Origin of the sequence: Streptomyces aculeolatus, from assembly GCF_020400605.1 — a bacterium.
Taxonomy (GTDB): Bacteria; Actinomycetota; Actinomycetes; order Streptomycetales; family Streptomycetaceae; genus Streptomyces; species Streptomyces aculeolatus.
This window is the reverse complement of record NZ_JAINRD010000012.1, coordinates 1-12508: the sequence shown is the minus strand read 5'-3', so window position 1 is coordinate 12508 and position 12508 is coordinate 1. Positions and strand designations below refer to the sequence as shown.

Below are 12508 nucleotides of genomic sequence, written 5' to 3'. Positions count from 1 at the left end.
GCCGGACCCCCCTCTGACTGAACCGCACTGCCGTACCGGGGAGCTGTATTCATGAGCGCCGAGTTGCCGGACCTGCTGCACCGTCTGAACACCTGGCGGCTGCGATTCCGTGCCTGGCGCGGCTCCCGTCCGTTCTGGGCGGGTCTGCTGACCATCGCGGGCGGCGTGCCCATCGGCGCGCTGCCGTACTACAACATCAAGCTCGGCAACCTCAGCCTGCAGATGGCGACGCAGGCGGGCGCCGGCGGCCTGATCATCGGCGTGCTGCTGGTGACACTCGGGCTGACCATGTGGTTCCACTCCGTCGTCCGGGTGTTCGCGGGCGTCGCGTCCATCGTGCTGGCGCTGGTGTCGATCCCGGTGTCCAACTTCGGCGGGCTGCTGGTGGGTTTCCTGCTGTCGATGATCGGCGGGGCACTGGCCGTCTCCTGGGTGCCGGGGCAGACCGCGGCGGAGGCCGCCGGCGACGACTCCGGCGAGTCCGGCTCCGCCAAGTCCCCGGCACAGCCCTCGGCGGGCGACTCCGCCGAGGGCGCGGACCGGTCGGACGGCGCGGCGGACGGGAAGAGAGCAGGCGTCGCCGGGATCGGTACGGACGTCCTGGAGGAGATCGACGGCGGGAGGCACCGTGCGGCCGGATGACCACACGAGGGCGGCGCGCAGGGGGCCGCGGCACGCGGCGCCCCGCAGGTCGCTGCTCGGCCGGGTGCCGGCGGGCAAGGCGATAGCCCTGGCGGCCATGCCCACCGCGGTCTTCCTGGGCCTGGGCCTCACGCCGCGGCCGGCGATCGCCGAGGACGATCCGGCGGACCGCTGGCGGCCGGGGCCGTGCGCCGAGCAGTCGGACGAGCCGAAGGACGACTCGAAGGGCGGGTCGAAGGACCGGGCCGGGGACGGGGACAAGGCGGACGGCGCCTCGGGCGGCGGCGAGGACGCGGCCGGTGCGGGGGAGCAGGCGGAGCCGGACGGCGAGCCGTCGCCCAGCCCGTCGGCGACGAAGAGCCCGGACGGCGGCGACGGCTCGGGCTCCGGGTCGGGCGGTGCCGCCGGCGGCGGGTCCGACGTGGGCGGTACGGGGGAGTCCGGGGAGGCGGAGCCGAGTCCTTCGCCGTCGGAGTCCAACCCGTGGTACGACCCGCTGGGCCTCGGCGACAAGCTCGGCGACGTGTTCGACCCGGACGACCCCGAAGCGGAGCCCGAGTCCGGTGCCGGGTCGTCCGGAGACTCGGCGGACGCCGACTCCGGCGCCGGCGGCGCCGGTTCGGGATCCGGCGGCGGTACGGGGCCGGAGCCGGGCTCCGGCGCCGCGGCGGACGAGGAGCGGCGCGAGAAGGAGAAGGCCATCCGCGACGCCGCCGACGAGGCCGGCGCCACCGTGGAGGAACTGGACGACAAGGTACGGGACACGGCCGAGGACCCGGCGGACGAGAAGCCGGACACCGGGGACGGTGCCGCCGCGGACGGCAAGGAGCCGTTCCCCTGCCCCACCCCCGACCCCGAGGCCCTGGCGAACGCCGAACCGGAGCCCGGGCTGCCGCTGCTGCCCGACGAGCCCTGGCGGCTGGAGTCCACCAAGCTCACCCTCAAGGGGCTGAAGTACCACGGCATCGTCGAGGTGCGGACCTACAGCGGCGCGGTGAAGAAGGTGCTCAAGTACACCGCGGACGACGGGGTCGACATCCGCGACCTGCACCAGACGGTCGTCGGCCCCGGCAGGAACACCTCGCACGTACGGGCCGACGAGGGCAGCACCTCCACCATCCGCAACGGCACGGTGACCATGTACACCGAGGAGCTGAAGGGCAGTCTCTTCGGGCTGATCCCGATGACGTTCAGCCCCGAGAGCCCGCCGCCGCTGGACCTGCCGTTCGCCTTCTTCACCGACGTACGGGTCATCCAGGCCGGTCAGTTCGGCGGCACGCTCACCGTGCCGGGGCTGCAGAACACCATCGAGTAGCGCGCCCCGCGCCGCTCAGCGCTCGCCGCCCAGGTGGTGCACGCGGACCATGTTCGTGGTGCCCGGCACCCCGGGCGGCGACCCGGCGGTCATCACCATCGTGTCGCCCGCGTGGAAGCGGTTGAGCTTGAGCACCTCCGCGTCCACCAGGTCCACCATCGCGTCGGTGTTGTCCACGTGCGGCACGAGCACCGGCTCCACGCCCCAGCTCAGGCAGAGCTGGTTGCGCGTGCTCTCGTCGGTGGTGAAGGCCAGGATCGGCTGGCACGCGCGGTAGCGCGACAGCCGCCGCGCGGTATCCCCGGACTGGGTGAACGCCGCGAGCGCCCGGGCGTCCAGGAAGTCCGCGATCTCGCACGCGGCCCGGGCCACGGACCCGCCCTGCGTACGCGGCTTCTTGCCCGGCACCAGCGGCTGCAGCCCGCGCGAGAGCAGCTCGTCCTCCGCCGCCACCACGATCCGGGACATCGTCTTGACCGTCTCGATCGGATACTTGCCGACCGACGACTCGGCCGACAGCATCACCGCGTCCGTACCGTCCAGGATCGCGTTCGCGACGTCGGACGCCTCGGCGCGCGTCGGGCGCGAGGAGCTGATCATCGACTCCATCATCTGGGTCGCGACGATCACCGGCTTGGCGTTGCGGCGGCACATCTCGATCAGCCGCTTCTGCACCATCGGCACCCTCTCCAGCGGGTACTCCACCGCCAGGTCGCCGCGGGCCACCATCACGCCGTCGAAGGCGAGGACGATCTCCTCCATGTGGTCGATCGCCTGCGGCTTCTCGACCTTGGCGATCACCGGCACCCGCCGGCCGACCTCGTCCATGACCCGGTGCACGTCGGCGATGTCGCCGGCGTCGCGGACGAAGGACAGCGCGACCATGTCGCAGCCCATGCGAAGCGCGAAGCGCAGGTCGTCCACGTCCTTCTCGGAGAGCGCCGGGACGTTCACCGCCACGCCGGGCAGGTTGATGCCCTTGTGGTCGGAGACGACGCCGCCCTCGATGACCATGGTGCGCACCTCGGGGCCGCGCACCTCCAGCACCTCCAGCGCCACCGCGCCGTCGTTGACGAGGATGCGCTCACCGGGGGAGACGTCACCCGGCAGGCCCTTGTACGTGGTGCCGCAGATGGTCCGGTCGCCGGGCACGTCCTCGGTGGTGATGGTGAACTCGTCGCCGCGGGCCAGCTCCACCGGGCCCTGGGCGAAGGTCTCCAGCCGGATCTTCGGGCCCTGGAGGTCGGCCAGCACGCCGATGGGCCGCCCGGTCTCCTCCGCGGCCTTGCGCAGCCGGTCGTAGCGCTCCTGGTGCTCGGCCTGGGTGCCGTGGCTCATGTTGAAGCGGGCCACCGACATTCCGGCTTCGATCAGCGCTTTGAGCTGCTCGAAGGAGTCGACGGCGGGACCCAGGGTGCAGACGATTTTCGCTCGGCGCATGGCGGCATCCTATCGGTTTGTTCTCGGCCGGAATTATTCCGGTGGCGGGGGCGCCGAGCCGCCCCCGCGGACCAGGTCGCGGGTCTGGGTGGCGATCTCCAGCTCCTCGTCGGTGGGCACCACGGCCACCGCCACCTGCGAGCCGGGCGCCGAGACCACGCGGGGCGCGGAGCCGCGGACCGCGTTGCGTACGGAGTCCAGCTCGATCCCGAGTACCCCGAGACCGCGCAGCGACGCCTCCCGTACGGCCGCGGAGTTCTCCCCGACGCCGGCGGTGAACGCCACGGCGTCCACCCGGCCCAGCACGGCGGTGTACGCGCCGACGTACTTGCGGATGCGGTGGACGTACACCTCGAAGGCCAGCGCCGCCCGCTCGTCGCCCTCGGCGATCCGGCGGCCGATCTCCCGCATGTCGTTGTCGCCGCAGAGGCCGACGAGACCGCTCCGCTTGTTGAGCAGCGTGTCGATCGCGTCCGTGTCCATGCCCGCCTCGCGGGCGAGGTGGAAGACCACCGCCGGGTCGAGGTCCCCGCTGCGGGTGCCCATCACCAGGCCCTCCAGCGGGGTCATCCCCATCGACGTCTCCACGCACCGCCCGCCGGCCACCGCGGAGACGCTGGCGCCGTTGCCCAGGTGCAGCACGATGACGTTGAAGTCCCCGGGGTCCGCCGGGTCGCGGCCGAGCAGCCGCGCGGTCGCGCGGGAGACGTAGGCGTGCGAGGTGCCGTGGAAGCCGTAGCGGCGGATGGCGTGGGCGTCGGCGGTGGCCGTGTCGAGGGCGTAGCGCCAGGCGTGCTCGGGGAGGGTGGCGTGGAAGGCGGTGTCGAAGACCGCCACCTGCGGCAGGTCGGGGCGCAGCTCGCGGGCGACGCGGATGCCCGCGATGTTCGCCGGGTTGTGCAGCGGCGCGAGCGGGACGAGCTTCTCCATCTCGTCCAGCACACCGTCGTCGACGAGCACCGGCTCGGTGAAGCGGGTGCCGCCGTGGACGGCACGGTGGCCGATGGCCAGCAGGTCGGGAGAGTCGAGACCGTGCCCCGCGGCGGCCAGTTCGTCCCCGACGGCGCGCAGCGCCGCCGCGTGGTCCGGCACCCCGCCGCGGGCCTGCGGCTCGCCGATCCGCTCGACGATGCCGCGGGCCGGGCGGTCGGCGCCGGGAGTCGGGCCGGCCATGTCGATGAGCTGGTACTTCAGCGACGAGGAGCCGGAGTTGAGCACCAGGACCCGGGTCGGGGCGGTCACGGGCGGCCGCCCTGCGCCGGTGCGCCGGTGCCCTGCGCCTGCACGGCGGTGATGGCGACCGTGTTGATGATGTCCTGTACGAGCGCGCCCCGGGACAGGTCGTTCACCGGCTTGTTGAGCCCCTGCAGCACGGGCCCCACGGCGATCGCGCCGGACGTGCGCTGGACGGCCTTGTACGTGTTGTTGCCGGTGTTGAGGTCCGGGAAGACCAGCACCGTGGCCTGACCCGCGACCCGCGAGTCCGGCATCTTGGCGGCGGCGACGGTGGCGTCCACCGCCGCGTCGTACTGGATCGGGCCCTCCACCTGGAGGTCCGGCCGGCGGTCCCGTACCAGCTCGGTCGCGCGCCGCACCTTGTCGACTCCCGAGCCGGAGCCCGAGGTGCCGGTGGAGTACGACAGCATCGCCACCCGCGGCTCGACGCCGAACTGCGCGGCCGTCGCCGCCGACTGGATGGCGATGTCCGCGAGCTGCTCGGCGTTCGGATCGGGGTTGACCGCGCAGTCCCCGTACACCAGGACCCGGTCCGCCAGGCACATGAAGAAGACGGACGAGACGATCGCCGCGCCCGGCGCGGTCTTGATGACCTCGAAGGCCGGCCGGACGGTGGCGGCCGTGGAGTGCGCGGCACCCGAGACCATCGCGTCCGCCAGGCCCTGCTGCACCATCAGGGTGCCGAAGTAGTTGACGTTGCCCAGGACGTCGTACGCCAGCTCCACGCTGACGCCGCGGTGCGAGCGGTACTGCGCGTACAACTCGGCGAAGCTCTCGCGCAGCGGCGAGACGCGGGGGTCGGTGATCCGCGCCGTGGCCGGGCCGCCCGGCTGCCCCGCCGGGGCGTCCGCGCCCAGCAGCGGCAGGCTCAGCCCCAGCTCCGCCGCGCGCTTGCGGATCGTCTGCTCCTCGCCGAGGAGCGTGAGGTCGCACACCCCGCGGCGTACCAGCACCTCCGCCGCCAGCAGCACCCGCTCCTCCGTGCCCTCCGGCAGCACCACGTGCCTGCGGTCGCCCTGCGCCCGCTCGATCAGCATGTGCTCGAACATCATCGGCGTCACGCGCCCGCTCGCGGCCACCGCGAGGCGCCCGGTGAGCTGCGCGGAGTCCACGTGCGACTCGAAGAGGCCGAGGGCGATGTCCGCCTTGCGCGGCGTCGCGGCGTTCAGCTCGCCGCGCAGCCCGACCAGCGCGGCGGCCGTGGGGAACGACCCCTCGGCCACCGTCAGCAGCGGCGTCCCCGGCGCCAGCCGCTCGGCCAGCGCCATGATGTCCGGGCCGGGCCGCTCGTCCAGCGTCAGCAGCACGCCCGCGATGGCGGGGGAGCCCGCCGAGTGCGCGGCCAGCGCGCCGACGACGAGGTCGGCGCGGTCGCCGGGGGTGATGACCATGCAGCCCTCGCTGAGGGCCGGCAGGAACGCGGGGAGCATCGCGCCGCCGAAGACGAAGTCGCGTACGTCACGGGCCAGCCCGCCCGCGTCGCCGGCCAGCAGCCCGGCGCCGAGCGCGTCCCGGATCTGCGCGACGGTGGGCGCGGCGAGGCCGGCGTCCTCGGGGATGACGTACACCGGCACGGGCAGGTGGGCGCCGACGTCCTCGGCCGCGGCCCGGGCCCGCGGGGCGGCGTCGGGGCCGACGCGGTTGGCGATCATCGCCACGACGTCGCAGCCGAGGGAGGCGTACGCGTCGTGCGCGTTGCGCACCTCGGCGACCACCGAGTCCCCGGACTGCTCCGCACCGCCGACCACGGGCAGCACGGCGGCGCCGCACTCGTTGGCGAGGCGGGCGTTGAGGGCCAGCTCGGCGGGGATGTTGGTGTCGGCGAAGTCGGTGCCGAATATCAGCACGGCCTCGTAGTCCGCGGCGACCTCGTGGAACCGCTCGACGAGCCGGGCCACCAGCGCGTCCGTCCCCTCCTCGGCCTGGAGCGCGGAAGCCTTCTCGTACGTCATGCCGAGGACCGCGGCACGCGGCTGGCTCAGCCGGTAGCGGGCGCGGAGCAGGTCGAAGACGGGGTCGCGGACATCGGCGCCGGCGTGGGCCAGCGGCCGGAAGATCCCCACCCGGTCGACCTGGCGGGAGAGCAGTTCCATCATGCCCAGCTCGACGACCTGACGGCCGTCTCCGCGGCCGATGCCGGCGACGTAGACGCTGCGGGTCACTCCTGCACTCCATCCGTCCCGTCCGTCGCGGTCCTGTTCGACCCTACAGCCGTGCGGGAGGCGGAGCGCGGCGGCGGGGGCAGGGTGTGACGGGGCGGTGTGACGGCGCGGTGTGGCGGCGAGGTGACCGCCCGGTGTGACAGAGGGTTAACCGGCTGTTCGGACGGGTGACTCCCGGAGCATGGGAGAATCGGCATCGAGCATGCATGCGACGGCACCGAGCAGGAGAGACATGCGCATCGGAGTACTCACGGCAGGCGGAGACTGCCCCGGCCTGAACGCGGTGATCAGGTCGGTGGTCCACCGGGCCGTGGCCGGTCACGGCGACGAGGTGATCGGATTCGAGGACGGCTTCAAGGGACTGCTCGAAGGGCGGTACAGCAAGCTCGACCTCAACGCGGTCAGCGGCATCCTCGCCCGCGGCGGCACCGTCCTCGGCTCGTCCCGGCTGGAGCGCGACCGGCTCCGCGAAGCCTGCGAGAACACCGAGGAGCTGAGCCGCGAGCTGGGCCTCGACGCGCTCATCCCGATCGGCGGCGAGGGCACCCTCACGGCGTCGGCGATGCTCGCCGACGCGGGGATGCCGGTCGTCGGCGTACCGAAGACCATCGACAACGACATCTCCGCCACCGACCGCACCTTCGGCTTCGACACGGCCGTCGGCGTGGCCACCGAGGCGATGGACCGGCTGAAGACCACCGCCGAGTCGCACCAGCGGGTCATGGTCGTCGAGGTCATGGGCCGGCACGCGGGCTGGATCGCGCTGGAGTCCGGCATGGCCGGCGGGGCGCACGGCATCTGCCTGCCGGAGCGGCCGTTCGACATCGGGAACCTGTGCAAGATGGTCGAGGAGCGCTTCGACCGGCACAAGAAGTTCGCCGTCATCTGCGTCGCCGAGGGCGCGCACCCGGCGGAGGGCACGATGGAGTACCAGAAGGGCGAGATCGACCAGTACGGCCACGAGCGCTTCACCGGCATCGGCAACCGCCTCGCGGGCGAACTGGAGCGGCGCCTGGGCAAGGAGGCCAAGCCGGTCATCCTCGGCCACGTCCAGCGCGGCGGCACCCCCACGGCGTACGACCGCGTGCTGGCGACGCGGTTCGGGTGGCACGCGGTGGAGGCGGTGCACCGCGGCGACTTCGGCCAGATGACGGCGCTGCGGGGGACGGACATCGTGATGGCCCCGCTGGCGGAGGCGACACGGGAGCTGAAGCGGGTGCCGGCGAACAGGATGGACGAGGCGGAGGTCGTGTTCTGACGGCTCGTGTCCGCACTGTGACCGGGAGGTCGCAAAGCCGTCCTTAAACCCCGGTGGAGGGTTCGGTAACGTACCGTGCAGAGTCCGCCACCGGGGGACAAGAGGCCCCGTACCGGAGCCAGTTGTTCCCGCCGACCGACCGGGAGCTTCTTGCCATGCGTACACGCACCGCCCTGACGGCCGCCGCCCTCGCGACGGCCGCCGCGCTGACGCTCACCGCCTGCGGGGACTCCGACTCCGGCGACGACGGCGGCACGGAACAGATCGAGGGCGCGAAGGACTCGTCCTCCGACGCACCGAAGTCGCCGGACGCGGAGGAAGAGGCGCCGGAGGGGGCGCCGGATGTGTCGTTGCCGAAGGACGTGGAACTGGTCTTCGACTGGGACGACGCGTCGAAGCCTGACGAGACTGCGGCGCAGCGCGATGCGCAGAACTACCTCCGGAGCATCTTCCGCGGTGTCACCGAGCAGTCGAACGCCGATCCGGCGGCTCAGTTCTACGCACGTGACCAAGCTCTGACGTACGCCCAGGACCAGGTCGAGCAGAGCCTTGAGGCAGGGGTCACCCTGACGGGTACGCAGCGCTTCTACCGGCTCGAAAGGGAGACGCACGCAACTGCGGTCGCGCTGTCGTTCTGCGCCAACCAGTCGGAGATGTTCAGCAAGGAAGTCGGCTCAGGGAAGGTTCTCCGCACCGAGGAGAGCGACTCCAGCTTCCTGTACTACCGGGTCGTCATGGGTGCGTACCCGGGCAGGGACGACGTCTGGCAGGCCACCAACATCGAGGTCGAGACGGAGGCGACACAATGCAGGGGGTAGCGCCGAGGACGAGGAGCGCGTTATCGCTCCTGGTGGGGATCGGCCTGGTGCTGTCGGCGGGGGCGCCGGCCCACGCGGACCTCATCACGGACCCGGGGACCGACGCCGGGGCCGACGACCAGGCTGTGTGGGCTCAGACCGGTGGTGGGATCGTTTACTCGGGAGCCGTCGAGGAGAAGGGCAGCGGCCCCGGCAACCTCACGCCGACGACGGGCGGATGGGACCCGCCGCCCTGCTGGTATGCCCCGTACCTGGGCGCCAAGGACTTCAAGCGGGTCACCAAGAAGTCCATCGAAGGGCAGATGAAGATGCCGGGGATGACCGGCCACGCGGGCAATGCCCTGCAACAGATGCTCGACCATTACGAAGACGGCTACAGCTGGCCGAAGCACCCGGGCTTCAAGGACTGGAACGTCGCGAACGATGGCGAGGGCATGTTCTGGGCCGGCGTGCCCAACCCGGCTGAGCCGGACAGCGCGCTGCGTGATGCGTGCAACGAGGTCCCCTTCTGGGTGGACAACGGTGAGCCCGCGCCCGACTGGGTCGCCGACCAGGCCATCGATCCCGCGATGCTCGCCGAACTCGCCTACGAGCGGATGGTCGTGCCCGATACCGAGGCCGAGTTGCGGCCCGAGGGTGAGCAGACCGTCAACCTGCCGACATGGGTGTGGCTGGACGGGGCGCAGTTCCAGCCGGTGACCGCGCGGGCCGAGGTTCCCGCCCTCGGCATGTGGGCCGAGACCACCGCCACCCCCGTCTCCCTGACCATCGACCCCGGCACCGACGACGCCGAACTGCATCCCGGCGGCGGTGCGTGCGCGATGAGCGACGGGCGTGTGGGTACTCCGTATCGCAAGGGGGACGCCGACAAGGTTCCGCCGTGTGGCGTGACCTATCTTCGGTCCTCCGAGAGCACCGGGCCGTACGACTTCACCGCCTCGGTCACCTGGGAGGTCAGCTGGAGCGCGTCCGACGGAACCGAGGACGAGCCGCTGCCCACCGGGATCATCGAGGCCACGCAGGAACTCGACGTGCGGGAGATCCAGGCGATCGTGCGGTGACGGTGGTTGCGGGGCCTGGGAAGGGTGGGCGGAGATGACGTTCCGGCAGCATTTGAAGCAGGAGGCGTACCGGATCCTGGATACGTTCCCGGCGGAGCTGAGACCGGAGATCTACGTCGTCGCCTTCCAGATGTACCGCGTCGACCAGGACGCCCGCTACCCGTACGTGTCCGTCGGCTACAACACCGAGGCGCAGATACACCGCGAGCGCGAGGCCGCGCGCGGTGAGCTGGATCCGGACGGCGAGGTGCGGTGGAGTTACGCGTACTGGATCCTCGACGGCTTCGAGCGCGTCGGGCACGTGCCCGAGGACCCCGTGGGTACCGCGCTGCACCGTGCGGAGGCGGTGGCGAAGGGGTTGTGGTTCGAGGACGGGGAGCAGTTCTCGGGGCGGTGGGCCGCGGCGTACGACCTGTTGTGTGCGGACTTCGCGGAGGACTGCGTCGACGTGGCGCGGCATCTGCACGAGACGGGGCGCGTCGAGGAGGTGCTCGGGCGGCCCGTTCCGGTGGTGCTGTTCGACATGGACGATCCCGAGGAGCAGATCCCGCTCACCGCCGAGGCGAATCCGCCGGAGCTGGTGGCGGACTACCTGGCGTGGCAGCGGGCGCAGGTCGAGGAGTAGCGCGGGGCGGGGGCGGCCCCGCGGGCGGGTGTCACAGGGCGGTTGCGGTGCGGACCAGCCGAGCCAGGGCCGGGGAGCGGCTGTGTGCCGGCCACACGAGGTGGGTGACGATCTGCGGCGCGTCGCCGAGGGGGACGGCGGTGTGCTCGGCCCACAGCCAGGCGCGGGCGGAGTCGGGGAAGACGGCCGCGGTGCGGCCGAGGGCGATCAGCTGGGCGAGTTGCGTCTGGTCGTGGATCTCGGGGCCCGGGCCGGGGTCCTCGCTGGTCCAGCGGGCGAGCGGGAGGCCGGGGATGTCCGCGACGTCGGCGAGGGTCAGGCTCGTACGCGCGGCGAGGGGGTGGGCCGCGGGCAGGACGGCGATCTGGCCCTCGCTCGTCAGCTCCTCGCTGTCGAAGCCGGCGAGGGAGTTGAACGGCGTGTGCATGAGCGCGACGTCGGCGCGGCCGTCGCGCAGCATCTCCCCCTGTTCGCACGTGCCGCTGGGCAGCACCTCGACCTCGGCGGCGTCCGGTTCGGCCGCGTAGGCGTCGAGGAGCTTGTGCAGCAGTTCGTGGGACGCGGCTGCCTTCACGGCCAGCACCAGGCGGTTGGGCGCCGCCGCCGAGCGGCCCGCGCCGTCCGCCCCGCCCGCGCGGCGGGTGCGGCGGGCGGCGGCGGTGGTCGCGGCGAGGGCGGCGCGGCCCTCGTGGAGCAGCGTCTCTCCGGCGGCGGTCAGGGCGACGCCGCGGCGGTTGCGCTCCAGCAGGCGGACGCCGAGGCGCCGTTCGAGCCGCTGGACCGCCCGGGACAGCGGCGGCTGGGCGATGCCCAGGCGTTCGGCGGCGCGGCCGAAGTGCAGTTCCTCGGCCACGGCGGCGAAGTACCGCAGCTCGCGGGTCTCCAGGGTGTCCGGCGCCCGCAAGGTGTCCGGCGTCTCGGGGGTGTCCACCCTGCCAGCGTACGACGGTGATACCTGCCGGGTATGACAGCCCACCGCGCCGGTATTGGCCGCGCCCGCCGCCGGCGCGCGAGCATCGACGGCACGGGCGGAACGAGCCCGCCACCGGCCCGACAGCAAAGGCACAGCCATGCAGACCCCCTCCGCCGCACCTCCCGGCGGCACCTGGACCCTGGGCGACCTCACCGTCACCCGCGTCGGCTACGGCGCCATGCAGCTCGCCGGCCCCGGGGTCATGGGCCCGCCCGCCGACCGCGACGGCGCGCTCGCCGTCCTGCGGGAGGCCGTCGCCCTCGGGATCACCCACATCGACACCGCCGGCGCGTACGGACCGCGCGTCACCAACCGGCTGATCCGCGAGGCGCTCCACCCCTACCCCGCGTCCCTGCACGTCGTGACCAAGGTCGGCGCGGTACGCGACCCGCAGGGCGGCTGGCCGCCGGCCCGGCGCCCCGGGGACCTGCGCCGCGCCGTCCGCGAGAACCTCGACGACCTCGGCCTCGACGCGCTCGACGTGGTCAACCTCCGCCTCGGCGACGCCCGGGGCCCCCTGCCCGGCTCGCTCGCCGAGCCCTTCGAGGCCCTGGCCGCGCTCCGGCAGCAGGGCCTGATCCGCCACCTCGGCGTGAGCAACGCGACGCCCGGACAGGTCGCCGAGGCGCGGTCGATCGCGCCGGTCGTGTGCGTGCAGAACATGTACAACCTCGCCCACCGGCAGGACGACGACCTGATCGACGACCTCGCCGGCCGCGGCATCGCCTACGTGCCCTTCTTCCCGCTCGGCGGCTTCACCCCGCTGCAGTCCACAGCGCTGTCCGCCGTGGCCGCGCGGCTGGCCGCGACGCCGATGGCGGTCGCGCTGGCGTGGCTGCTGCGGCGGTCGCCGAACATCCTGCTCATCCCCGGCACCTCGACGGTGGCGCACCTGCGTGAGAACGTCGCGGGGGCGGGACTCGCGCTCTCCGAGGAGGACATGGCGGAACTGGACGGGATCGGCCGCCCCACGGGCGG

11 protein-coding genes are annotated in these 12508 nt (G+C 72.8%); 7 read left to right on the top strand and 4 right to left on the bottom strand.

Annotation, left to right across the window (positions count from 1 at the left end; translation table 11 throughout):
- Positions 1–51: 51 nt before the first annotated feature.
- A complete protein-coding gene (locus LG396_RS20365; RefSeq protein WP_225795854.1) occupies positions 52–642 on the top strand; it encodes a DUF6114 domain-containing protein in 591 nt (196 codons plus the stop codon).
- Positions 629–1957 (top strand): hypothetical protein, encoded by a 1329-nt coding sequence (locus LG396_RS20360; protein WP_225795853.1) that lies wholly within the window; start codon positions 629–631, stop codon positions 1955–1957. Before LG396_RS20365 ends, LG396_RS20360 begins: the two co-directional genes overlap by 14 nt.
- Positions 1958–1972: 15 nt before the next feature.
- Here LG396_RS20360 and pyk read toward each other — a convergent pair whose 3' ends face one another.
- The 3 genes from pyk to pta are packed head-to-tail and all read right to left on the bottom strand — an operon-like array spanning position 1973 to position 6795.
- On the bottom strand, positions 1973–3397 hold the full coding sequence (pyk, locus tag LG396_RS20355) for a pyruvate kinase (RefSeq protein WP_037753917.1): 1425 nt from the start codon (positions 3395–3397) through the stop codon (positions 1973–1975).
- Between the two features lie 33 nt (positions 3398–3430).
- A complete protein-coding gene (locus LG396_RS20350) occupies positions 3431–4639 on the bottom strand; it encodes an acetate/propionate family kinase (protein ID WP_225795852.1) in 1209 nt (402 codons plus the stop codon).
- Complete coding sequence (gene pta, locus LG396_RS20345) at positions 4636–6795, bottom strand: phosphate acetyltransferase (RefSeq protein ID WP_225795851.1); 2160 nt, start codon at positions 6793–6795, stop codon at positions 4636–4638. The genes LG396_RS20350 and pta overlap by 4 nt, the downstream gene beginning before the upstream one ends.
- Positions 6796–7027: 232 nt before the next feature.
- Between pta and LG396_RS20340 the strand changes: the two genes are divergently transcribed.
- The 4 genes from LG396_RS20340 to LG396_RS20325 all read left to right on the top strand — a co-directional run bounded on the left by LG396_RS20340 (position 7028) and on the right by LG396_RS20325 (position 10557).
- Positions 7028–8053: a 6-phosphofructokinase gene (locus LG396_RS20340; RefSeq protein ID WP_018840058.1), complete on the top strand. Its 1026-nt coding sequence runs from the start codon at positions 7028–7030 to the stop codon at positions 8051–8053.
- Between the two features lie 155 nt (positions 8054–8208).
- Complete coding sequence (locus LG396_RS20335) at positions 8209–8871, top strand: hypothetical protein (RefSeq protein WP_225795850.1); 663 nt, start codon at positions 8209–8211, stop codon at positions 8869–8871.
- 32 nt (positions 8872–8903) lie between these two features.
- Positions 8904–9932, top strand: coding sequence for a hypothetical protein (locus LG396_RS20330; RefSeq protein WP_027767781.1), 1029 nt, complete (start codon positions 8904–8906; stop codon positions 9930–9932).
- A 34-nt stretch (positions 9933–9966) separates the two neighbouring features.
- Positions 9967–10557: a hypothetical protein gene (locus LG396_RS20325; protein WP_018842196.1), complete on the top strand. Its 591-nt coding sequence runs from the start codon at positions 9967–9969 to the stop codon at positions 10555–10557.
- A gap of 31 nt (positions 10558–10588) precedes the next feature.
- Here LG396_RS20325 and LG396_RS20320 read toward each other — a convergent pair whose 3' ends face one another.
- The gene (locus tag LG396_RS20320; RefSeq protein WP_308190115.1) at positions 10589–11488 is read right to left on the bottom strand and encodes a LysR family transcriptional regulator; all 900 of its coding nucleotides are present in this window, start codon (positions 11486–11488) and stop codon (positions 10589–10591) included.
- A 139-nt stretch (positions 11489–11627) separates the two neighbouring features.
- On the opposite strand from LG396_RS20320, the gene LG396_RS20315 reads away from it, so the two are divergent.
- Positions 11628–12508 (top strand): oxidoreductase (locus LG396_RS20315; RefSeq protein WP_225795849.1); only part of this gene is annotated, 881 nt, incomplete at its 3' end.

Coding starts and splice junctions, on each gene's coding strand:
- LG396_RS20325 (WP_018842196.1), top strand. CDS start 9,967: ATGACGTTCCGGCAGCATTTGAAGCAGGAGGCGTACCGGATCCTGGAT.
- pyk (WP_037753917.1), bottom strand. CDS start 3,397: ATGCGCCGAGCGAAAATCGTCTGCACCCTGGGTCCCGCCGTCGACTCC.
- LG396_RS20335 (WP_225795850.1), top strand. CDS start 8,209: ATGCGTACACGCACCGCCCTGACGGCCGCCGCCCTCGCGACGGCCGCC.
- LG396_RS20365 (WP_225795854.1), top strand. CDS start 52: ATGAGCGCCGAGTTGCCGGACCTGCTGCACCGTCTGAACACCTGGCGG.
- LG396_RS20340 (WP_018840058.1), top strand. CDS start 7,028: ATGCGCATCGGAGTACTCACGGCAGGCGGAGACTGCCCCGGCCTGAAC.